General features: G+C 57.6%; 13 protein-coding genes, 1 tRNA gene and 7 pseudogenes. 7 read left to right on the top strand and 14 right to left on the bottom strand.

Annotated features, from left to right (window positions below; genetic code table 11):
* Nucleotides 1-49: 49 nt before the first annotated feature.
* Nucleotides 50-892 carry a nucleoside triphosphate pyrophosphohydrolase gene (gene mazG / locus AKJ29_RS13890; protein ID WP_055191804.1) on the top strand — a complete coding sequence of 281 codons (843 nt, stop codon included), beginning with the start codon at nucleotides 50-52 and terminating at the stop codon, nucleotides 890-892.
* Between the two features lie 102 nt (nucleotides 893-994).
* The gene (locus AKJ29_RS13885; RefSeq protein ID WP_055192473.1) at nucleotides 995-2,008 is read left to right on the top strand and encodes a Fe(3+) ABC transporter substrate-binding protein; all 1,014 of its coding nucleotides are present in this window, start codon (nucleotides 995-997) and stop codon (nucleotides 2,006-2,008) included.
* Nucleotides 2,009-2,069: 61 nt separating this feature from the next.
* On the opposite strand, the gene AKJ29_RS13880 is transcribed toward AKJ29_RS13885, so the two are convergent.
* Complete coding sequence (locus AKJ29_RS13880; protein WP_055191802.1) at nucleotides 2,070-2,486, bottom strand: NUDIX hydrolase; 417 nt, start codon at nucleotides 2,484-2,486, stop codon at nucleotides 2,070-2,072.
* Complete coding sequence (gene uvrA, locus AKJ29_RS13875) at nucleotides 2,486-5,332, bottom strand: excinuclease ABC subunit UvrA (protein WP_055191800.1); 2,847 nt, start codon at nucleotides 5,330-5,332, stop codon at nucleotides 2,486-2,488. The genes AKJ29_RS13880 and uvrA overlap by 1 nt, the downstream gene beginning before the upstream one ends.
* A 235-nt stretch (nucleotides 5,333-5,567) precedes the next feature.
* Between uvrA and AKJ29_RS13870 the strand changes: the two genes are divergently transcribed.
* Nucleotides 5,568-5,921: a rhodanese-like domain-containing protein gene (locus AKJ29_RS13870; protein WP_055191797.1), complete on the top strand. Its 354-nt coding sequence runs from the start codon at nucleotides 5,568-5,570 to the stop codon at nucleotides 5,919-5,921.
* Between the two features lie 64 nt (nucleotides 5,922-5,985).
* Here AKJ29_RS13870 and lpdA read toward each other — a convergent pair whose 3' ends face one another.
* From lpdA to AKJ29_RS13845, 5 genes are all read right to left on the bottom strand, one after another.
* A complete protein-coding gene (lpdA, locus tag AKJ29_RS13865) occupies nucleotides 5,986-7,380 on the bottom strand; it encodes a dihydrolipoyl dehydrogenase (RefSeq protein WP_055191795.1) in 1,395 nt (464 codons plus the stop codon).
* 229 nt (nucleotides 7,381-7,609) lie between these two features.
* Nucleotides 7,610-8,185, bottom strand: coding sequence for a DUF924 family protein (locus AKJ29_RS13860; RefSeq protein WP_055191792.1), 576 nt, complete (start codon nucleotides 8,183-8,185; stop codon nucleotides 7,610-7,612).
* 214 nt (nucleotides 8,186-8,399) lie between these two features.
* Entirely contained in the window at nucleotides 8,400-9,659 is a 1,260-nt protein-coding gene (locus AKJ29_RS13855) for an MFS transporter (RefSeq protein WP_055191790.1), read from the bottom strand.
* Between the two features lie 212 nt (nucleotides 9,660-9,871).
* Nucleotides 9,872-10,936: a tRNA preQ1(34) S-adenosylmethionine ribosyltransferase-isomerase QueA gene (gene queA, locus AKJ29_RS13850; RefSeq protein ID WP_055191788.1), complete on the bottom strand. Its 1,065-nt coding sequence runs from the start codon at nucleotides 10,934-10,936 to the stop codon at nucleotides 9,872-9,874.
* Nucleotides 10,937-10,955: 19 nt separating this feature from the next.
* Entirely contained in the window at nucleotides 10,956-14,387 is a 3,432-nt protein-coding gene (locus tag AKJ29_RS13845) for a DUF3971 domain-containing protein (protein ID WP_161805429.1), read from the bottom strand.
* A 200-nt stretch (nucleotides 14,388-14,587) separates the two neighbouring features.
* Between AKJ29_RS13845 and bcp the strand changes: the two genes are divergently transcribed.
* Nucleotides 14,588-15,082 carry a thioredoxin-dependent thiol peroxidase gene (bcp, locus tag AKJ29_RS13840; protein ID WP_055191784.1) on the top strand — a complete coding sequence of 165 codons (495 nt, stop codon included), beginning with the start codon at nucleotides 14,588-14,590 and terminating at the stop codon, nucleotides 15,080-15,082.
* Nucleotides 15,079-15,387, top strand: a pseudogene (locus AKJ29_RS13835) (DUF455 family protein); the annotation flags it as partial. The gene bcp and the pseudogene AKJ29_RS13835, both read left to right, overlap by 4 nt.
* A 60-nt stretch (nucleotides 15,388-15,447) precedes the next feature.
* On the opposite strand, the pseudogene AKJ29_RS19435 reads toward AKJ29_RS13835, so the two are convergent.
* A pseudogene (locus AKJ29_RS19435) lies at nucleotides 15,448-16,126 on the bottom strand (IS3 family transposase); the annotation flags it as partial.
* Between the two features lie 342 nt (nucleotides 16,127-16,468).
* On the opposite strand from AKJ29_RS19435, the gene AKJ29_RS13820 reads away from it, so the two are divergent.
* Together AKJ29_RS13820 and AKJ29_RS13815 are read left to right on the top strand one after the other, a co-directional pair.
* Nucleotides 16,469-17,125 carry an NnrU family protein gene (locus AKJ29_RS13820; RefSeq protein ID WP_055191780.1) on the top strand — a complete coding sequence of 219 codons (657 nt, stop codon included), beginning with the start codon at nucleotides 16,469-16,471 and terminating at the stop codon, nucleotides 17,123-17,125.
* A gap of 245 nt (nucleotides 17,126-17,370) precedes the next feature.
* A pseudogene (locus AKJ29_RS13815) lies at nucleotides 17,371-18,430 on the top strand (IS5 family transposase).
* A gap of 115 nt (nucleotides 18,431-18,545) precedes the next feature.
* Here AKJ29_RS13815 and AKJ29_RS20625 read toward each other — a convergent pair.
* From AKJ29_RS20625 to AKJ29_RS13795, 6 genes and pseudogenes are all read right to left on the bottom strand, one after another.
* Nucleotides 18,546-18,656: pseudogene (locus tag AKJ29_RS20625) on the bottom strand (IS3 family transposase); the annotation flags it as partial.
* Nucleotides 18,657-18,662: 6 nt separating this feature from the next.
* A pseudogene (locus tag AKJ29_RS13810) lies at nucleotides 18,663-19,178 on the bottom strand (transposase); the annotation flags it as partial.
* Nucleotides 19,179-19,876: 698 nt separating this feature from the next.
* Nucleotides 19,877-19,966, bottom strand: a tRNA-Ser gene (locus AKJ29_RS13805).
* 112 nt (nucleotides 19,967-20,078) lie between these two features.
* Nucleotides 20,079-20,297 (bottom strand): annotated as a pseudogene (locus AKJ29_RS18965) (alanyl-tRNA editing protein); the annotation flags it as partial.
* Between the two features lie 126 nt (nucleotides 20,298-20,423).
* Nucleotides 20,424-20,937, bottom strand: a pseudogene (locus AKJ29_RS19430) (alanyl-tRNA editing protein); the annotation flags it as partial.
* Complete coding sequence (locus AKJ29_RS13795; protein ID WP_152972461.1) at nucleotides 20,918-23,431, bottom strand: DUF3772 domain-containing protein; 2,514 nt, start codon at nucleotides 23,429-23,431, stop codon at nucleotides 20,918-20,920. The gene AKJ29_RS13795 and the pseudogene AKJ29_RS19430, both read right to left, overlap by 20 nt.
* Nucleotides 23,432-23,433: the final 2 nt, after the last annotated feature.

Genomic DNA, 23,433 nt, shown 5'->3' with positions numbered 1-23,433 from the left:
CAGGCCTGACAACTGAGGGCAGGCTTCCCCGAAATGAAGGACAATTGCAATGGCGAAAACATCTGATCAGATCGTGCACAACTCCAATGGCGGGCCCAATGGCGGGGTGGAGAGGCTGCGTGAAATCATGCGCCGCCTCAGGGATCCAAAGTCGGGCTGCCCCTGGGATATCGAGCAGGACTTCTCGACCATCGCGCCCTACACGATCGAAGAGGCCTATGAGGTGGCAGATGCAATCGAACGCGAAGCCTGGGAGGAGTTGAAAGGCGAGTTGGGGGATCTGTTGTTTCAATCCGTTTTCCACGCACAGATGGCCGAGGAAAAGGGGCTGTTCAGCTTTGATGATGTGGCCGATAGCATGTCAGACAAAATGGTTGCCCGCCATCCTCATGTATTTGGCAACGAAAGCCGGGATAAATCCGCCCAACAGCAGACGCGGGATTGGGAAACCATCAAGGCAGCGGAACGCGCGGCAAAGGCGCAAAAAGGTGTGCTGGACGGAGTGGCCATCGGCCTGCCCGCCCTGCTGCGCGCGGCCAAATTGCAAAAACGCGCGGCCCGCGTTGGGTTTGACTGGCCCGAAACCACACAGGTCCTCGACAAAATTCAGGAAGAGGCACGCGAATTGGTCGAGGCAAAAAACCGGCTGACCCAGGATGAAATCCGCGAGGAAATGGGGGATCTGCTGTTTGTCATCGCCAACCTTGCCCGCCATCTGGACGTCGAACCTGAAGAGGCGCTGCGCAAGGCCAACGCCAAATTTGAGCGGCGATTTTCCTATATTGAACAACGCCTTGCAGAACAGGGCCGCCAGCCGGAAGACAGTTCATTGGACGAAATGGATGCCCTTTGGAACGAGATCCGAGCGGCAGACAAACTGAAAAACAGATAAAACCGGCGATCTTTTGCCTGATTTTTTTAATCAGGTATTGACCAAAGTGTTTTTGTCAGGTTTAAGGCGCGCAATGAAATTGATGCTCCAAGGAGTCGCATGATGACCTTCACCCGCACCCTCACCGCTGCACTTGCCCTGACCACCGCCCTGCCCGTCATGGCCTCGGCCGACGAGGTGAATGTTTATTCCTATCGCCAGCCCGAGCTGATCCAGCCGCTGATGGACGCTTTCACCAAGGAAACCGGCATCGACGTCAATGTGGCGTTTTTGCAAAAGGGCATGATTGAGCGCCTTCAATCCGAGGGAAAACGTTCGCCCGCCGACCTGGTGCTGACCACCGACATCTCGCGTCTGAATGGCGTTGTGGAAGCGGACCTGACCCAGCCTGTACAATCCGAAACACTGGAAGCAAATATCCCGGCTGAGTTCCGTGACCCCGCAGACCAGTGGTTCGGCCTGACCTCGCGCGCGCGCATCGTCTATGCCTCGAAAGACCGTGTGGCGGAAGGGGACGTGACCACTTATGAAGATCTGGCCGATCCGAAGTGGAAGGGGCGCATCTGCACCCGTTCCGGCACCCATTCCTACACCCTGGCGCTGGTTTCGGCCTATCTGAAGCACCATGGTGAAGAGGCCACCAAGACCTGGCTGGAAGGGGTGAAATCCAACCTCGCCCGCAAACCGCAAGGTAATGACCGCGCACAGGTCAAGGCGATCTGGGCCGGCGAATGTGACATCTCGATCGGCAACACCTATTACATGGGCAAGATGCTTTCGGATGAGGAGCAGAAAGCCTGGGCCAACAGCGTGAACGTGGTGTTCCCGGTCTTCGAAGGGGACGGCACCCATGTGAACCTGTCGGGCATGGCATTGACCAAATACGCGCCGAACAAGGACAATGCTGTGAAGCTGATGGAATTCCTGTCCTCGCCGGAAGCGCAGGAAATCTATGCGGCGCAGAACTTTGAATACCCGATTGCACCGGGCACCGAGGCGGATGAGCTGGTGAAAAGCTGGGGCAGCTTTACCGCTGACAGCCTGAACCTGATGGAAGTCGCCAAGGAACGCCCCGCCGCATTGAAGCTGGTGCAAGAGGTTGATTTCGACGGCTAAGCCCTGCGACACCCCTCTGACATCAAAAAAACCGCCCGGACAAATCCGGGCGGTTTTTCTTTTATTCCAAGGCGCGCTGCAGCATGTCAGCCACCTGATCACACAGCGGCAAGCGCGCTTTAAACACATCCTCATAAGGCACAAACCGGGCTTCCAACGCGTCATCAGCCGCTGAGGGTTCCCCGCCTTCATAGCGGCACTTGATCCCCAGAAGAACGTAGTGAAACGCCGGTTCACCCTGCCCCGGAAGCGGTGGTTTGATCACCTCCTGCAGGTCCAAAAACCGCTCGGCAGAGGCCCGCACCCCGGTTTCTTCGAAAAGCTCCCGACACGCCCCCTCTTCAAGCGTTTCTCCATATTCCAACCGTCCACCGGGAAAGCCCCAAAGACCTGCATCCGGTTCGTTCCTACGCTTCACCAAAAGCACGTCCTGACCACGCAGAACAATCGCAAGGACGGCCAGGACAGGTTTGGGCATCACAGCATATCCTTGAGATAACGCCCGGTGTGACTTTCCACGACCTTTGCAACCTGTTCCGGTGTGCCCTTGGCCACAATCGTGCCCCCGCCATCGCCGCCCTCTGGCCCGATATCAATAATATGATCCGCCGTTTTCACCACGTCGAGATTGTGTTCGATCACCACAACAGAATTCCCCTGATCCACCAATTCATGCAAAACTTCCAACAGCTTACGCACATCTTCAAAATGCAGTCCGGTGGTGGGTTCATCCAGAATATAAAGGGTGCGTCCGGTTGAGCGCTTTGACAGCTCCTTTGACAATTTCACCCGCTGCGCTTCGCCACCAGACAGGGTGGTGGCCTGCTGCCCCACCTTGATATAGCCCAGACCAACCCGCATCAGCGCGTCCATCTTTTCCCGGATCGTAGGCACCGCCTGAAAGAATTCCTGCGCATCCTCGACAGTCATATCAAGCACATCTGCAATCGACTTGCCTTTGAAAGTGACCTCAAGCGTTTCCCGGTTATAGCGCGCGCCCTTGCATGTTTCGCAGGTGACATAAACGTCGGGCAGGAAGTGCATTTCGATCTTGATGACCCCATCCCCCTGGCAGGCCTCACAACGCCCCCCTTTGACGTTGAAGCTGAACCGGCCTGGCTTGTATCCACGGGTTTTCGCCTCGGGCAGCCCGGCAAACCATTCGCGGATCGGGGTAAAGGCGCCGGTATAGGTCGCCGGGTTCGAACGCGGTGTGCGCCCAATCGGACGCTGATCAATGTCGATCACCTTGTCCAGATGCTCCAGCCCCTTGATGGTCTCACAGGGCGCAGGTGTCTGCCGCGCACCATTCAGGCGCATCGAGGCGGTCTTGAACAATGTTTCAATCGTCAGGGTGGATTTCCCCCCGCCCGACACCCCGGTCACACAGACAAACTTGCCCAACGGGAAATCCGCCGTCACATTTTTCAGGTTGTTTCCCGTGGCCTTTTTCACGGTGATTTTCTTGCCATTCCCCTTGCGCCGTTCTGAAGGGACCGGGATTTCACGCACCCCGGTAAGATATTGACCCGTAATGGAATCAGCGGTTTCGGCAATTTGCTGCGGCGTGCCACGGGCGATGATCTCGCCCCCGTGCACCCCTGCCCCCGGCCCGATATCCAGCACGTAATCTGCCTCGCGAATGGCCTCTTCATCATGTTCGACCACAATCACCGTGTTGCCCTGATCACGCAGGTTCTTGAGCGTTTGCAGCAACCGCCCATTATCGCGCTGGTGCAGGCCAATTGACGGTTCATCCAACACGTAGAGTACACCGGTCAGACCCGATCCGATCTGGCTTGCCAGCCGGATCCGCTGACTCTCCCCACCCGAAAGTGTGCCGGAATTGCGCGCAAGGGTCAGATATTCAAGGCCGACATTGTTCAAGAAGCCCAGCCGTTCGCGGATCTCTTTTACAATCGCGCGGGCGATCTCTGCCTTTTGCGGCGAAAGCGACTTTGGCGCCTCTTCGATCCATGCCAGAGCCTCGCGGATCGAAAGCTGCACGACCTGCCCGATATGCATCAGGTTCTCTGCCGGACCGATTTTCACCGCCAGCGCCTCGTCCTTCAGACGATAGCCGCCACACGCCCCGCAAGAACGGTTGTTCTGGTAGCGTTCAAACTCCTCCCGCACCCAGTTGCTGTCGGTTTCGCGATAGCGCCGTTCCATATTGGGAATAACACCCTCAAATGGCCGCGTGACTTCATAAACCCGCCCCCCTTCATCAAATCGGAAGGGGATCTCTTCCCCACCAGATCCGTAAAGAAAGATCTGCTGCACATGTTTCGGCAGATCCTTCCAGGGGGTGTTCCGGTCAAATTCGTAATGTTTTGCAATGCTCTCAATCGTTTGCAGAAAATAGGGGGATTTGCCCTTGCGCCAGGGCGCCAGCGCCCCGTCATAAACTTTCAGGGTCACATCCGGCACCACAAGGCGTTCATCGAAAAACAGCTCTTTCCCCAGACCATCACATGCCGGGCAGGCCCCAAACGGGGCGTTGAAGGAAAACAGGCGCGGCTCGATCTCGGGGATGGTGAAACCACTCTCGGGGCAGGCAAAATTCTCGGAGAACGTGAAATTTTCCGGCTCTCCCTCTCGCGGGGCTGTTTCCAGAACGGCAATGCCATCAGCCAGGTCCAGCGCGGTGCGAAAACTGTCAGCCAATCGCTGCGCCATCCCCTCGCGCACCACAATCCGGTCCACGACAACATCAATATTATGGCGAAACTTTTTATCAAGCGTGGGGGGCGCATCAAGCTCATACATCTCCCCATTCACCTTGACGCGCTGGAAACCCTTCTTCTGAAGCTCTTGAAATTCCTTCCGATATTCACCTTTTCGGTCACGCACGATCGGGGCCAGCAAACAGGCACGCGTGCCCTCTTCCATGGCCATGACCCGATCCACCATATCCTGGACCTGCTGCGCCTCAATCGGCAGGCCGGTGGCAGGTGAATACGGCGTGCCCGCGCGGGCAAAAAGCAGGCGCAGGTAGTCGTAAATTTCCGTAACCGTGCCCACGGTTGAACGCGGGTTTTTGGACGTGGTCTTTTGTTCGATGGAGATCGCGGGCGACAGGCCCGCAATATGATCCACATCCGGTTTTTCCATCATATCAAGGAATTGGCGCGCATACGCAGACAGGCTTTCCACATAGCGTCGCTGCCCTTCCGCATAGATCGTATCAAAGGCAAGCGAGGATTTCCCCGACCCGGACAAGCCGGTGATCACCACCAACTCGTCGCGTGGAATATCCACATCAATCGATTTGAGGTTATGTTCGCGCGCCCCGCGCACCTGGATTTCCTTAAGCTCGGCCATTTTGCCCCCTTTGCCGCGCCGATCTCTCCTGCACAGCCCTGTTCACTTAGCTTTAACCGATAGGGCAAACAGCCCATCGGGACAATCGAAAAGTGAGAACATAGATGGAACATCCTGACATACGGCAAGAATTCACCAACTCACATCTCTTTTTTTGAATATTTATAGGGAGGTCATATTGACCACCCCCTGCAGCGCTCTATATGCCTTGCACAAGCATCAAGAGAGGCAAAACATGTTCGGGTTCATGATGGGCGGCGCGAAAATGGCTCCGCAAGACGCAGTTCGCAAAGCCAAGGCAGGCGAAATCACCGTGATTGATGTTCGCGACGCCGGTGAAGTGCAGATGACCGGCAAAGCCAAGGGGGCACTGGTGGTTCCCCTGTCCGTGATGCCTTTTCAATGTGACCCCAAGGGGCCGGATTTCAACAAGGCGATCGACCCATCCAAACCGGTCGCCCTTTACTGCGCCTCAGGTGCACGCTCAGCGATGGGCATCCGTATCCTGAAAAAGCTCGGCTATGATGAGGTCTATAATATTGGTGGCCTCGGCCATTGGCATCAGGCTGGTGGGGAAGTCACGCGATAAGATCCCGACAATGGAAAACCCGCGCCAGATCAGCGCGGGTTTCCTTTAATATCAGACCCTTAGATCAGATGTGCAATGCGCGACCATAGGCGTCAAGCACGGCCTCATGCATCGATTCACTGATCGTTGGGTGCGGGAAGACCGTGTGCATCAGCTCTTCTTCCGTGGTTTCGAGCGTCTTGCCGACCACGTAGCCCTGGATCATCTCGGTCACTTCCGGGCCCACCATATGGGCGCCCAACAGCTCGCCGGTTTTGGCGTCAAACACGGTTTTGATCATGCCTTCGGCATCCCCCATGGCAATCGCCTTGCCGTTGCCGATAAACGGGAAACGGCCGACCTTGACCTCATAGCCCTGCTCCTTGGCCTTGGCCTCTGACAGTCCGACCGAGGCCACCTGCGGGTGACAATAGGTGCAGCCCGGAATGCTTTCTGGTTTGACCGGATGAGCATGCAGGCCATTGATCAGTTCGGCCACCATCACACCTTCATGGCTGGCCTTGTGAGCAAGCCATGGCGCACCGGCAATATCGCCAATCGCATAAAGACCATCCACACCGGTGCGGCAATAGGCGTCGGTGACCACATGGGTGCGGTCAATCTTCACACCAAGCTCTTCCAGACCCAGCCCTTCCACATTGCCGACAATGCCGACCGCCGAAATCACCGTGTCAAATTCCTGCTTTTCAACCTTGCCACCCACTTCGATATGGGCAGTCACCTTGCCCTTGGCACGGTCGAGCTGCTTAACCATGGCTTTTTCCATGATCTTCAGCCCCTGCTTCACGAAAGATTTCTTGGCAAAACCCGAGATCTCCGCATCTTCCACCGGAAGCACCCGATCCATCACCTCAACCACAGTGGTGTCAGCGCCTAATGTGTTGAAGAAGCTCGCAAATTCAATACCAATCGCCCCGGAGCCGATCACGAGGAGCTTCTTGGGCATCCGCGGCGGGTTCAACGCATGGCGATAGGTCCAGACCAGATCGCCATCGGCCTCCAGCCCCGGCAGTTCCCGCGCACGCGCGCCCGTGGCAAGAATAATGTTCGGAGCGGACAGCTCTTCGACACCTTTGTCCGTTTTGACCGAGACCTTGCCCTTTGCAGGAAGGGTCGCCTCCCCCATCACCACGGTAATCTTGTTCTTTTTCATCAGATGACCGATCCCGGAAGACAGTTGCTTTGCCACACCACGAGAGCGTTTCACAATGGCTGGCAAATCATAATCAATCTTGTCCGCCGACAGGCCGAATTCCTTGGCGCGATGCATCAGATGAAACACTTCGGCCGAGCGCAGCAGCGCCTTTGTCGGGATGCATCCCCAGTTCAGACAGATCCCTCCCAGGTTTTCACGCTCGATGATGGCCACATTCTGACCCAGCTGGGCCGCGCGGATCGCAGCGACATAGCCCCCCGGGCCAGCACCAACAACAATTGTATCAAAGGATTTCGCGGCCATGGTTTCCTCCTGGTTTAGATACCGGTCTGCAAATATAGTTTGGCATTAAACTATTTTGTTCAACGGATCAATGAATTTGACAGACAGTCGGAATCAGGGCATCTCCTTGAAAAAACGTCAATTTCCATCTTTCCATGATCAGTGTGCTGTTTTTTTCACCTCGGGCCAATAAAAAAGGCTGCACCAAAGGTGCAGCCTTATCAGGTCTGGACGGTTCGACAGCCCGTCTTCAGGCGGCAAACTGGTTCAGGATCGCGGCATAGCCCCCTTCTGCCAGAAACGCCATTTCGGGCCCGGTCGAGGGGCGTGCCAAGACATTGTTACGATAGGGAAATCGACCGAAACGGCGGATCACTTCGCGATGCACCTGGGCATGCAGGACATTGCTGTCCGAAGCGCCCCCTTCCATCCTTGTCAGCATCAGGCGCACGCAACGTTCCTGATCCGGGAGGTTTTCGCTATGCATCAGGGGAAGATAAAAGAACTGACGCTGTGGTTCGGGAACGCGCTTGTCCCACCCTTTTGAGATCGCACGTTTGGCCGCAGAGCGGGCCAGATGATCGGTCGCAAATGCCTTGCCACTGCCGCGGAACATATTTCGCGGCAACTGGTCCATGAGGATGATATAGGCCAGCGCGCACTCCGCATCCCTCATCCAATCGCTATACGCTCCGCTCTGCGCGGCCTCCCATTCTTTTTCAAACCGGTCCCGAATACGGGCATCAAGCTCTTCTGATCCCTGATACCACCCATCCGGTCCAACGTCGTTTACCCAGAAGTCAATAATTTCACTCGGCGCACACATTGTGCCCTCCTCTACGCCTGCTCGTTCATGGAATCGTTACAAATCCCACCACTCATGCGCAATATCTTTCCTTAACCAGGTAACATCTTGAAATATTCTTCCCAAAAAAATGTAACATTCCCGCCATTCTGGTGAACGGAGCGGATCGGGATGGCTGCTCCACCGACAAAACCATCAGTGGAGCGAGCAGGCCGATGCGGTGGTCGCGGGACAGTCAGCCCTGCGCCATGTCTCCTTCATTTGCCTCTTCGGCCCAAACTTCCTGTGCCATATCAACAGCCACGGGGGAGGCCGCCGGCGACATGGTCATGTAGCTGCTGGTATCATCCATGGCAGGCGCCGCGCGCCGGGTGGACCGCCACAGGCCATATCCCAAAAGCAGCAGGAGAAGGGTCCCCATATAGACAAAAAAGCCCAGCGGCCCCAGCACACTCATGATCCACCCCGTCACAACCGGCCCCATGATTGCGCCGATACCATTCACGAAAATCAGACCCGCAGACGCGGCGGCCATGTTATCAACGTCCAGATAGTCGTTCACATAAGCCAGCAGCAGCGCATAAAGCGGATTGGTCATACCGCCGACAAAAAATGCGGCCACCAGGAATGCGTAATAACTGGAACCCGCAAACAGGGGGACAAACGACGCCACACCCGCGATGCCGGCAACAACCAGGATCAGCCGTCGACGGTCTGCCCGGTCAGAGATCCAGCCAATCGGGTATTGCAACACCAAACCGCCGATATAGAACATCGACACGAAAAACGAGATTTCCCCTACTGACATCCCGATTTCACTGCCAAACACCGCCGACATGCCAAACATGGCTGCATAAACGCCGCCGACCACCATGATGCCGACAAAGCCCAGGGGAGACAGTAAAAACAGCTCACGCAGGCTCATCCCCTTGGTGTTTTCAAAAGCGGGGGTGGGGCTGATTGACAGAAGGATCGGGGCAAAGGCGATCGACACAAGCACCGAAGGCAGGATGAACAGCATAAAGCCACCGGGATCCCCCAGCACCAGAAGATATTGCGCAGTGATGATCCCCACCATCTGAACGATGAGATACAGCGACAATGCCTTACCGCGGTTCTCATTGTCGGCGGCATTGTTGAGCCAGCTTTCAGCCGTCACATACACGCCGGAAAAACAGAACCCGATGACCACACGCAGGGCGGTCCAGGCGATGGGGTGGGTCATCGCGGGATATAGGATCAGCACAGCCGAGATGAACGATCCGAGGGCCGCAAAGACCCGCACATGGCCAACGCGCCGGATCATCAGCGGCGTCAGACGTGACCCGAACAGAAAACCCGCAAAATAGCCCGACATGACAATGGACATGTGAAACGTGGAAAACCCTTCGATCCCCCCGCGAATCCCAAGCAGCGTGCCCTGGACGCCGTTCCCAACCATCAACAGCATCATTCCCAAGAGCAGCGCCCATGAGCTTTTCAACACCTGAAACATATCCGCCTCCTAAAGCGTATCGGGATAAACTTGAGGCGTATGCTTACCCCAAAACGCCCACATTTCTGATATCTCTTACCATATCTCAGTTTCCCCTGTGTCAGGTTCATCCTGAAATGCTTTGGTCCTCGGCAGAGACAAACCGATCCCTCAAAATAGAGAGGATCTGTATCAAATATCTGACAATCACGACCTGTTAAAGTCGCGTTTCGTCACCCGACCCCTCCGGGAAGCAGCAAAGAGGAATCGCCATAAGAGAAGAAGCGGTACCGATGCGTGATTGCATGCTGGTAAACCGCGCGCATCCGACCCTGCCCCATCAGGGCCGACACCAGCATCATCAGGGTTGATTTCGGCAGGTGGAAATTGGTCATCAGCCCATCGGCGATTTTAAACCCATATCCGGGCATGATGAAAATATCCGTCTCCCCCGCCCAGGCCGCAATCTGCCCCTGCGAGGTGGCTGCGCTTTCAATCAGTCGCAATGCGGTGGTGCCCACCGGGATCACCCGACCGCCCGCCGCCTTGGTCGCATTGATCTCCTCCGCCGCATTTTCGGAAACATGCCCCCATTCCGCATGCATTTTATGATCCCGCACATCATCCACCTTGACCGGCAGAAACGTCCCGGCCCCGACATGAAGCGTCACCTCAGTGATCCCGACGCCCATCTCGGCCACACGGGCCAAAAGCGCCTCGTCGAAATGAAGCGAGGCAGTCGGGGCGGCGACGGCGCCGGTCTTCTTGGCAAAGACGGTCTGGTAATCCACGGCATCCTGCGCGTCAGCCGCGCGCTTGGCCGCGATATAAGGGGGAAGCGGCATTTCCCCGGCCTCTTGCAGGGCTGCGTCAAAATCCGCCCCGGACATGTTGAAGGCCAATGCCCCTTGCCCGTCTTGCTTGTTCAAGAGGGTTGCACTCAGCCCTGCGGCAAACGCGATCACCTCCCCCTCACGCACCTTGCGCAGGGGTTTGATCATCGCACGCCAATGCCCGTCCGCGGTGGGAGACAAAAGCGTCACTTCGATTTTTGCCTGCCCTTCCCCAGGCGCCTGCCCCGCGCGGCTGCGGGTCCCAAACAGGCGGCCGGGAATGACCTTGGTATTGTTCAGCACCAGCCGGTCACCAGGACGCAGCCAGTCACACAGGTCACGCACATGGGCATCCACCTGCCCCCCCGGGGTCGCCACAAGCATCCGGCTGGCCGGACGCGGGCGCACAGGGCGGGTTGCGATCAGCTCTTCAGGCAGGTCGAAATCGAAATCACTCAGTTTCATCGGGTATTCTTGTCCGGGATCAGTTCGGTTGAGGCGGTTTGGGCGGCGGTTTGCGACGGAAGATGTCTCTAAAGATCCCCGGCGTAAAAAGCGAGAGCAGATTTACGTTTACATTCGGCTGGTCCGGCGTGCCCTCAAGGCTGTAATTGAACCCAACCAGCCCCTCGCCTTTGCGCGCCATGACCCGGCCGATGGAATTCAAGAAATAAAAGGGCGACACCACCCCCTGCATCTCCATCCTGCTGCTGCCCAGATGATAATACCCGTCCATCGAAATCCCCATGGACGGTCCAACTGCCGAACTGCGATAGACCGAGACCTTTTCGGGATCGAGGCGGAAGCGGCCCTCGACCTCATTGAACTGAATGCCCTGCCCGCCCAACTGCTGCAAAAGACCGACAACAGAGATGGCCGAGAGCAGCTCTGCCATGGCCGGGGCCTCCCTGACCGAGATATCCGAAATCTTGACTTCACCATCATAAGTGCCCTTTGCACCGCCAGGCGCCAGAACAAGGTTCATCTTGCCGCCGACGGCGGATTTGAACACCCCCGCCGCTTTCATCACCCCCCCAGCATTGGCTGAGGTGATGCGAATGGCCGTTCCTTTGGCCTGTGGGGCCACCACCCCCGAAATGGCCGGACCATTGGCAACGCGGGCCTTAAAGGTGCCGGTGGTTCCGTTATGCTGTGTAAAATCCCCGGCAAACCCGGTCAGGACAATTCCGTTCGACACGATCAGGCGATCCAGCTGCAGATCAATGGGCACTGCCCCTTGAACGCTGCCCCCCCCTTTGCCACCGCCCAGGGTGGCCTTGCGCATATCCAACGTGCCCCCCCTGACCGAAATCGCGGGGGGCACGCCCTTGCCGCGACCAACCAACGTGACCGGAGCTTTCAGCCACCCTCCCAGACTGACCTCGGAAAACTCGGCAGCTTCCAGCTCTTTTTGGGCATTAAACCGCATCTGTCCAACTGCGGAAAACCCTGGCGCCTTGATTTCGAAGGACGGAATGGCAGCCGGTTTGCTCAACACCGCCTCCAGCCGCAAATCCCCTTTGGCGGCGCTGGGTTTGGACCAACCAAGCGCGCTGATCGCAAGCCCCACGCCCCTCAGGTCAGATCGGGCCGTCAGGCGTGGTGGCGTATCTGGCGCAAGAGTGATCTCATAAGACAATGTGCCGCGTCCGCTCAGCGTTCCCTTGGGCAGTTCGATCTGAAGTTCATCCAGCAGGCGCTGGTCCAGCGGCAGGTCACCGGTGACACGTGACGCCTGCCCGCGCCCGGTTTCCGGATCCAGCGGCATGACCCATTTTGTGCTGAGCGGCGCATTGCCCAAACGCCCCTGCCCGGTCAGGATGATGGCGTCATTGCGGGCCGAAAGCTCACCGCTTTTCAGTCGCAAGACCTCTTCAGGGATCAGGCGATCGCTGACCACATCGCGCAGGGTTGCATTCAGGTCATATTCCGCCTCTTGCGGGCGCAGTTTACGCTTCAACACCAGATGGATAGGTCCGGTAAGCGCGAACCTTCCGCCGGACACCACATCCGGTCCAAGTGTCTTGCTGTGCTTGAAGATCCGAAACGGCGGTTTGGACAGCACATCAAGCGCGGCCGGCACCGCACCGCGCAGGTTCAGATCCACCCGCGCGGGCGCTGGTTTGGTCTTCATGTCAAGAACAACAAAACGCGTTCCGGCAATGTCTATCGCCTCATGCCCCTCGGGACGCACCACCCCTTTGTCAGCGGCCACAATCAATTGGTTGTTTTCAATATAGAGCCGGCCCGACGCCTCCTCGACCGGCACCATGTCACGCACGACGGTTGCTTTGAGGTCCTTGAAATCCGAACTGACCGCCACAACCGGCTTCTGCCCCGGCTTCACCCGAACCGAGGCACTCACATCCTCAAGATAACCGGAATGGACATTTTTTTTGGTCCAGGTGCGGGATTTGAGGCTTTTCTCGCGGATCGGCCAGAAGGTCACCACCTGCTCCGGCGTCACTTTCTTCGCAGTCAGATCCAGCGCCAGATCCCAGCTTTGATTGCGCACCGCAGCGCGCCCGCGACCGGTGGCTGTCACCGGGTTCACCCCATCGTCATAGCTGACGGATAACGCCCCCAGATCGAGTTCAAAAGGATCGAGACGCAGACGAAAATCCGCCTGCCCACCAGCAAGATCAACCGGCCCCTCAAACAGGTCTGGCGGAGAAATCCGAGCAGATGACAGCGCCAGTTGGCCGATCAGTTCAGCAGGCCAGCCCCGATCCCAGCCACGCAGGTAGGCATGACCGTCTATTTTCGCCTCCCCCCAATCAGAAAGAACGGAAATCTCAGCAAAATCAATACGCTCCCGTTCCGGGTCATAATCCATATAGACCTTGCCACCGTCAAACCGGATCGGCGCGACCCCCTCGCCCGGCGTGATGGCCCCTTCGCCAAACTCCAATGTGCCCGCCAGATCTTCAATTCCGCCTGCATCATTGATGACCGTATGCAAAGCGCCGGAAATCGGGGCGTCCACCACTGACAGGAACGCCATCACCGGGGATTGGGCCGCGATGTCCTGGGCAAGTGCGTTCTTGAAGGTCGCGGTCATCGTGGCCCCGGTGCGCCCCTTGAACGCACGGAACCCCAAGATGGTCTCGGCCAGTTCCTCGGTCTGGTTGAACACGTCAAAGGCGACGCTGATATCCACCGCTTCATCGTTATGGGTGACCTTGAGCCTCCCATCGGTCACCTGCCACAACCGGCCCGAGCGGGCATCCTCAAGCGTAATTGTCAGTGCTTCGGTCGTGATATCCTCAAGCCCGGATAGCTTGCCGGACGAAAATTCGCTGTCGATCACGTCGAGAATGGTGGCAAGATCCCCGGTTGCCCCGCCACCGGCCCCGAAACTCAGATCAAACTCACCATTGGCGCGCCTGCGAAGGGTTACCTGCGCACCATAAAGGCGCAGCCATGCGGGTTTGATCTCACCGCGCAGCACATCGCCAAGACGCATGCCCCCTTCAACTGCATTCAATCGCGCCACTTCCAGACCGGTCTGATCCTTGATGCCTACATCCACCATGCGCAGACGAGGGATTCCCTTAGGACTGAAACCGAACTCCAGCCGGTGCAGGGACAGGTCCGCCTTGTCTGTCTGTTGATTGATCACCGTTTCGACCTGCCGGGTCAGCCAGTCCGGCAGCGTCACAACCCGACCCGTCAGGGACATGGACAGCATGATCGCGAAAAGCACAGCCCCCACGGCCAGAAGCACGGTCCAGATGCTCAGATGCCATTTCAAGCGGCGGCGTCTGCGGGCTTTTCGCGCTGCAATCGGGCACATCGGTCCATCGGGGCCTGAAATCGGCGCGGTATTGTCGGGCAGGCCCTGGTCGTGCTCGATCTTCGGCACAATATCGACCGTCGCGCCACCATCCTTGCCGCCATCCTCGCTGCCCGTCACGGGCGCGTGGAGAATATGGTTGTCTGATGTGCCCATATGTGCCGAGCGTGCCTTTCACCAACTGCTCCGAAAACCGCCCTTCGGTTTGGTCTTTTTCACAAGACCTTCCCCCGATTGACCGCGCCCTTTCATATTGCGCTTTTTGGCCGTAAAACAAAAGCCTGTGAATAGCTAAACCGCATCGGGAAGGAAGCCAAGCAATGGACGCAACCCCATTGAAAACAGGCGCAATTGCGCCAGATTTCACATTGCCCCAGGACGGGGGAGATCCGGTCACCTTGTCACGGGTCGAAAAGGACGGCGCACGTGCGCCTGTTGTTTTGTTTTTCTACCCCAAGGACAGCACCCCCGGCTGCACCACCGAGGCACAGGATTTCTCATCCCTTCTGCCCGATTTCCAGTCGCTGGGCGTGCAGGTCTTCGGGATCTCGAAGGACAGCCTTAAACGTCACGAAAATTTCCGCGCCAAGCAGGCGCTGACCGTGCCTCTTTTGTCTGATGCGGATGCGCAGGTCTGCGAGGCCTACGGAACATGGGGCGAGAAAAAGAACTATGGCCGGGTTTATCTTGGCATCACCCGCACCACCTATCTGATTGATGCCGAAGGCAAAATCGCCAAAGCCTGGACAAAGGTCAAGGTCAAGGATCACGCCCAGGCCGTGCTCGAGGCCGCGCGCGAACTGGTTCAACAATGACCCGTCCCCAGCGTTCCAAACCACTGGCCCGGATGGCCGAGGAGGTGCTGCGCACAGCTGATGGTCGCGAAAAATGTGCCCTGTCACGCCGTTACGCCGCAGAATGGTTTGCCGCACGCACCGGTGGAGATCTGCCAGAGATCGGGACCGCCTCCCCACCGGATTTTCCCGCCCGACCGGACCATCCCGAACTGAAAGATCCGCGTGATGTGCCCAAACGCAAACCCGGCAGCCCGGAAGGACGCATCGCGCTTCTGCATGCCGTGGCGCATATCGAACTGAACGCCGTGGACCTGCACTGGGACAAGAGGTTGTCCTAAATTTTAGACCAGTTTGCAGCCGGTTTAAGGTGGATCAGGGGTTCATTAGGCTGCTATTTTCATCGGCTGTGTTTTGCTTGCATAGGCTTCATCGGGGGTCAACAAGCCGTGTGTCGAGTGCGGGCGTTCGGAATTATAGTAGCTCAGCCACTTGCCGATCCCGGTGCGCATTTCTGAGCCTGTCTCAAAGGCATTCAGATAGACGCATTCGTACTTCAACGAGCGCCACAGTCGCTCGATCATCCGGTTGTCACGCCAAGCGCCTTTCCCATCCATGCTGATCTTTATCTTTGCGTCCACCAACACGTCGATCCATGCGCCACTGGTGAACTGGCTGCCTTGGTCACTGTTGAAGATTTCCGGTGTGCCGTGATTGGCCAAAGCCTCTTTCAGAGCCTCCACGCAAAAATCTGCGTCCATGCTGTTCGATAGCTGCCAGCTCAACACTTTGCGGCTGTGCCAATCCATAATGGCGATAAGGTACAAAAACCCGCGCCGCATCCATTGCCCGGCAGGCGATTTGCAGGGCAAATCTGCCGAGAGGGGGTATGTAAGCAATATCCGCGCACCAGGCTTGGTTCGGACGATCAATCACCATGTTGCGCAGCAAGTATGGCCAGACCTTATGCTGTGGATGCTTCTTGCTGGCGTTTGGTTCCTGATAGATCGGAACCAAACGCATCAGACGCATTAACCGTCGTACACGGTGCCGACCACATTGATGCCATTACGTTTCATGTTGGACGCCGTACTTCTTGGACAGCTCAGCCAACGTCATTTCTTCGCGGATCGCCTCAAGCGCAACCTTGGCCTTGAACTCGGGCGAATGGTTCTTTCTTTTCTTCATTTTGGATCATCACTTTCATCATGCGATCCACCTTAACGACTGGTTAACGACTGGCCCAAATTTCCGCGACCACCTCTAGTTTATCCCGAAACGCTTTAGTGGGCACTTGGGACCATCTCTCTCATGCTAATGGCGGAATAAGACTCCATTTCCACATTTCGTTTCAGATCCTGCTCCGCTACACAGCAAGACAAGAACAGTTTTCAAAAGGGATGGCAGATGCAGGACTGGAGCAATTTCTTACTTGGTATTCTCTTTTTCTTCCTCAGCCACTCGATCCCCACCCGACCGAAGGTCAAACACCGCCTGGTAAGTGTCCTCGGCAAGCGGGGCTTCACACTGGCCTATAGCATCCTATCCATTGCAGCACTGACCGTATTGATCATGGCTGCCCAAACCGCCCCCCATATTCCTATCTGGCATTGGGAAAGCTGGCAAAATCATCTGGCCCTGACCTTGATGTTTCTGGCAATTATCCTTGTCACGTTATCGGCCGGACGCCCCAATCCCCTATCTTTTGGGGGCAGTAACAACGCACGTTTTGATCCGAATGATCCGGGCATTGTCGGTTGGTTCCATCACCCGCTACTTGTCGCACTTTTGCTTTGGTCAGGTGCACATCTGGTGGCAAATGGCGATCTGGCACATGTGATCATGTTTGGACTGTTTGGATTATTTTCCCTGTTTGGCCGGACAATCATCAACAGGCGAACACGTCGAGAATTGGGAGCTGAAACCTGGGAGGCATTGCGTAAAACTCACCTTGGTTTCAAGCCAAGTATAAACGGGAGTGTCCGTTTCGCTCTGGGGATTGTGCTTTTTACCTTGACCGTCTGGGCACATGAGTTCGTCATCGGCATTTCTCCCCTACCCTGACAAAACAGCTGGGTGCCCCAACCATCGTTCCTAATGCTCAGCAACGGTACCGGCACGGTCAGGGCTCGCCAATCCACTGGACTTGTTCCGGTTTAGTTCCGGCCCTTTGAGAGCAATATTGGACCTGTCGCGCTTTCGTGCCGCGCCAGGTGCTCGTTTAACAGGCTGCTGAAATAGTCCTGCCTCGACAGCGGTTTGAGAACATGATTCACCATCCGGGATGGTTACGGCGGGGGGGGGGTATGATGCGCGGGACGGACGAAGCGATCGGGTCGCTGTTCAGCTATGTTGATCTGGAGGAGCGCATCCCGTCTCGGCACCCGCTGCGCGAGATCAGACAGGTGGTCAATGACGCCCTGGTCAGCCTCGATGCCGAATTCGAGGCGCTTTACACCGATTTTGGGCGCCCCTCGATCCCGCCGGAACGGCTGATCCGGGCGAGCTTGCTCCAGATCCTGTTCTCGATCCGCTCCGAACGGCAGTTGATGGAACAGATGGATTACAACCTGATGTTTCGCTGGTTTGTGGGCCTCGGGATCGACGATCCGGTATGGGTCCCCACGGTATTCACCAAGAACCGCGACCGGCTGCTGACCACGGAAATGTCGCGCAAGGTAATGGCGGCGATCCTGGCGCACCGCGAGACCGCGCCTTCCGAGACCCCAGCCGAGACAGACCCGATGCCCCGCAACAAACGCCACCACCGCAATGCCGAGGTCGACTTCAAGGGCGAGAAGCGCTCGAACGCGACGCATGCCTCGACCACCGATCCGGATGCGCGCCTTTACAAGAAATCCCCCGGCACGGGTGCCATGCTGTGCTTCATGGGGCATACTCTGATGGAGAACCGCAACGGGCTGGTCGTGCAGGGTGATCTGACCCAGGCCCCTCTCGGCAGATTGCTGCGCAATCGCCTGCCGGGCAATGGACGGTCATGCCGAGCGCAAGGCGGCACTGGACATGATCCATCGACATTCCCCCGGATCGACGCGGCAGCTGACGCTGGGTGCCGACAAGGGATATGACGCGGCCGGGTTCGTGTCCGACCTGCGCCAAGCCTGCGTCACGCCCCATGTCGCCCAGAAAACGAGATTTTCAGCAATCGATGGCCGAACCACCCGGCACGAGGGCTACGCTCTATCCCAGCAGCACCGAAAGAAGATCGAAGAGCCGTTCGGATGGGCCAAAACCGTCGGCGGCATGGCGCAGACCATGTATCGGGGCGTCGAACGCATCCGATCCCGCTTCATCCTGACCATGGCCGCCAACAACCTTGCCCCGCTGCCGAGGTTGCTGGCGGTATGAAGGGAAAGATGGCCCCAGAAGCGAGCCGTGGGCGCGCCGACAGACATGACACTTCAGTCGAACCGGACCTGACGACGGGAAAGCGTTCCGGCTCAGCGACTATTTCAGCGACCTGTTAAGCCACCTTCCGTTCGAATGCCACGGGGCTTTTCCAGCCCAGTGCTGAGTGACGGCGGCGCGGATTATAGAACCCGTTGATGTATTCAAAGATCGCCATCTCGGCTTCCACGCTCGCGTCCATGAACACGACCGGATAGCACGGTTCCAGCGGGCGGGTCTGCCAGGCAGTGACCTCGTCCATGACAGCGCCGGTGATCGCCGAGATCAGGCTGGGGGACGCCTCAACGCCGTAAATCTCCTCAATATGGCCCTGGATTTCCCGGGTCGTCATGCCGCGCGCATACATGCTGATGATCTTGGTGTCGAACTCGGAAAACCGCCGCTGATACTTGGCGATCAGCAGCGGATCGAAGCTGCCGTTGCGGTCGCGGGGAATGTCCAGAACAACCTTGCCACTGCCGGTCGTTACCGTCTTTTGGCTGCTGCCATTGCGCCGATTTGGCGGCTGGTTTGCCCCTTCAGACGGCGGATCAGACCGGTCTTCTGTCAGATGATCGTCCAATTCCGCACTCAGGGCACGTTCCGCCAGCGCTTTCGTCAATTCAGCCAGAACGCCATCTTTACCAAACAGATCACCGGGCGAACGCCCATCCATCAGCTGGTCCAAAAGGTCTTTGTCGATGCTCATACGTGGGTCTCCTCATTCTTGAGCTACCACGCCAGAGCACAAAATTCAGGATAGTCCCGTGTGCTGCGATGACTGCAACACGCCTCTGACGGCTTGCTGGTCCACCAGCAAATCGGGCAAGAAACATCCGTATTACCTCTGCCACGCCAAAGGCTGTCCCAGCTATCGCAAGTCGATCCGCCGCGATGTGCTGGAAGGGGAGTTCGACGAATTGATGCAAAGCCTCACGCCGTCTGAGGGGATGTTCTCGATGGCAACCAAAATGTTCAAGGACGCTTGGGGGCAACGTGCGGGGCAGATGGAGGCTGAAAAACGCCTGATCTGCACGGAGCGCAACAAACTGGATAATCAAATCGAAGGCCTTTTGGATCGCGTAGTAGACGCGGATAGCCCAACGCTGATTACCGCCTACGAAAAGCGCATCGAAAAGATGGAGCGTGAGAAGCTGATTTTAGACGAAAAACTGCAAAACCAAGGCAAGCCAATGCATACCTTCGAGCAAATGTTCGAACACGCACTGCAATTCCTGTCAAACCCTTGGAAACTCTGGAAAAGTGGCAACCTAATCGCCCAACGCACTGTCCTGAGACTGGCCTTTGCAGAGAAAATCGGCTTTACAAGAAATGAAGGACTTCAAACACCTAAAACCACCTTACCATTCAAGGTGTTAGAGGGGTTTTCTTGCCAAAAGAAGATAATGGCGGAGCGGAAGGGATTCGAACCCTCGAGACGGTTCCCCGCCTACACACTTTCCAGGCGTGCGCCTTCGACCACTCGGCCACCGCTCCGCCGGTGTTGCTATAGCGAAAGACCAAGGGTTTCAAGCACCTTTCGCAAAATTGCCGAAAAACTGTTCTTGCGCGAAAACCCCTCGCCCTGCGCCCCTGCCCAAAGTTGGATTTACGCCTCCAGATGCAGGGCCACGCGGCGATTGATCCGCCCTTTTTTCTCAATCTTGCCAATGCGAACCCGGCCGATTTCCCCGGTGCGCCGCACATGGGTGCCCCCACAAGGTTGCAAATCCACCTGCGTCTCATCATCTGAGCCGATCCGCACCAGGCGCACCCGTCCTGCCCCTTTCGGGGGCTGAACCGACATGGTTTTCACCAGACCGGGATTAAAGCGTTTCGGGATAAACTTGAGACACATGGTTATTCCGAAACACCCACGACATTGAGATCTCTTGCAGCGTTTCGGTTTTGCCCTGTGTTTTTGCCCTGTGTCAGGTTAAAATCGAAACGCTTTAGCGGCAAGCTCCTCATCCGTGATCCATCGCTCGGACACGCACAGATCACGGGCAATCAGCGCGTTCAGTGCCTGTTCCAGCGCCAGCTTGTCTTCGGGCGGGGTTTCCATGGCAAAATCCAGCCGCGACTTCTCTGCCCCGATCTGGCCGCCTGTCACCGGCATGGGAATCACCACGGACAGCAGGTGTAGCGCGGTGAGCATCCGCATGTGACGCACATCTGAGATCCCAATTGAGATCTTGGGTGACCTTGCTGCCAATCGGAGGCAGCACCTACCCCGCCTCGGGCACCAGAACCGGTCCTTCGGGCGACTTCACCGCAGTGGCAATCGCCACCTGTTCTCCGCCCCATCGCAGATACCCCGCATCTCCGGTCTGACCACCGCCTGTCGGGTAGAAAAGGCAGCGGTCCAGAACAAGTCCACCCTGGTCGGTATGGGCCACAACCCGTGCCATGGCCTCCCTCAGATAGGCGTCCTGCATGTAAAGCGGTTCACTCTTCCCCCTCTCCATCCACAGCTTCGCTTGCGCCGTCCTGCATATCGTCGATGGTAAACTCATCCGGAACGGGCCGGACCGGGGCGGGCGCCGTTTCCTCACGCGGGGGGGCCGGACGCAATGCCTCCGGATTGCGGATCCACAGGTCGCGCTGCGCGAACGGGATTTCGAACCCTTCTTCGGCAAAACGACGGGCAATTTCATGATTCAATTCACTTTTCACCGAAAGCGAGAAATTGACATCACTCAGGATCGCCCGCACCTCGAACTCCAGCGCATCCGCCCCGAAATTGGTGAACAGCACTGAGGGCGGCGGGTTCACCGTCACCATCGGATGCGCCTCGGCAATCTCGCGCAGCACCTGTTCGACCCGTTTGGTATCGGTTCCATACCCAACCCCAACCGGCAGGATGATCCGTCCGATTGCATTGCCACGGGTATAGTTCGTAACCACGCCGGAAATCAGGTCGGAGTTGGGCAGGATCACATCCGAGCGGTCAAAGGTCTCGATCCGGGTTGAGCGCACGGAGATATCGCGCACATAGCCCATCTGCCCGCCCACTTCGATCCAGTCCCCTTCGGAAATCGGACGCTCCACCAGCAAAATAATACCGGAAATGAAGTTCGAGACGATGTTCTGAAGGCCGAACCCGATCCCCACGGACAGCGCCCCGGCAACAATCGCCACCGAGCTGAGATCCAGCCCCGCAGAGGTGATTGCGATCAGCGCCGCGAGGAAAATGCCCAGATAGCCCACCCCCGCCGAAATGGCATTCTGCCCGCCGATATCCAGCTTGGTTTTTGGCAGGACCGACGACTTCAGCATGGATTGCAACAGGCGGGTCAGCATGTAACCAACAAGGAACACGGCCGCGAAGATCATGAAACTGCGTGGTGTCAGGCGGGCATCCCCCAACTGGATACCGTTCATGACAACGGTCCACAGCTCGGTCAGATCGGTGACGCGTGCGCCCCAGATCAGCGCCAGAAGCGGCAAGGTGGCGATCACCAGCGCAAATGAGATGAGAACAGGCCAGAGCGCCTGCCCCGCCTCCTCTTCATCCTTGCGCAGGATCACCCCGTAAAGGCTGACAACAAATCGGTGCAGCACTTCAAGCAGGGCCAGCAGGCCAAGGGTCAGAACCCAGGGGATCAGCACCTCGTCCGCCAGAGATTGATACCCGACTGCGGCAACCGTCGGGCCGAAAAAGCCGACCAATGTGGTGATGGTGCTGACAAGCCCCAGCACAGAGGACCGGAAACTTGCACTCTCTTCATCGCGCGCACGCAGCTTCGCATGAAGGCGCAGAAGACGGCCAAGCCGCACCAGAAGCACCCCAAGCCCAAGATAGATCGGGAAAATCAGAACCGCATAGGTCGCCTCTGAATATCCCTCGTGATCCGCAAGGGTCTGCAGCACCAGCTTCAGGGCCAGCAAGGCCCCGAGAAATGCCACATCAAACCGGGCTTCTGCCCGCGCCACGGTTGAGGGCATTTCCAGCACAGGCCAGTCCGCCCCTTCGACACCGAACACCCGGTTGCCCAGCCAGAGGCTGCCGAATACAAGCACGGCAACCGAGGGCAGCGTGTCCGCCAGAACCTGTCCCCGCAGCCCCAAAATACCCACAAGATTAAGCGCCTCAACCAGCAGGACCATGCCCAGCAGCGGGGCCAGAACCTGCCCGATCGAAACGACAACCCCAACAACCCCGCGCGAGCTTCCCCGGCGTCGGGCCCGCAGCGCGTCCCCCATGCGCATGACCCAGATACGCCCGCGCACAAGCAACACCGCGCCAATCACCAGCAACACGACGGTCAACGGCAGATCCTCAAGCAAATCCGCCCGCTGGGCATCGCTGCCGAAATTCGATCTCACCTCGCTGGCAACCAGATGAAGCGAGGCCCCCAGATCCTCAACCGCAGCGGGCCAGAGCACCGGGTTGATCGGGGTCGGCCCCAACCTCAGCAACTGGTCGGCCTGCCGCGCCCTCAAGAGACTGTCAATCTCACCGATCAGCACATTGGCGCGCGAACGGGCCTCTTCGGCAGCTTGCACCGGGGCCTGGGCTGCGCTGAGTTCCCGGGACAGCTCCTCACGTCGCTGGGTAAGGATCGCAGGCTCTGTCCCCTCACCTTCCGGCTTGGGGCCGAGCGTGGCAATTTGCGTCTTTAGCGTATTGATTCTAATATCATTTTCGCTCTTAGCCGCAGAAAACAATCCACGCCAATCCACCAGTTCAGCCCGCAGGTCCCGCATCACCCCGTCAGAGGCCCGCCCCACCTGAAGCGCCTGTTCAACCCGGTCAGCGAGCTTGCCCCAGGCGGTGTAATCAGGGCTGCCATCGCTTCGCAACACATAAAGCTTCTGGCCTTCATCGCCATTCGCCACCGGTGTGGCAGGCACAGGAAAGGGCGCTGCCGAACTGGCCGCGCCCTGTTGTGCCACCCCTTCCGGCGTCCCCGCCAGAAGACCCAGCACAAGGACAAAGAGGAGGAGAAAAATGCGCATCA

It is taken from the genome of Aliiroseovarius crassostreae (genome assembly GCF_001307765.1).
Classification (GTDB): Bacteria; Pseudomonadota; Alphaproteobacteria; order Rhodobacterales; family Rhodobacteraceae; genus Aliiroseovarius; species Aliiroseovarius crassostreae.
This window is presented reverse-complemented; position numbering and strand designations above follow the sequence as displayed.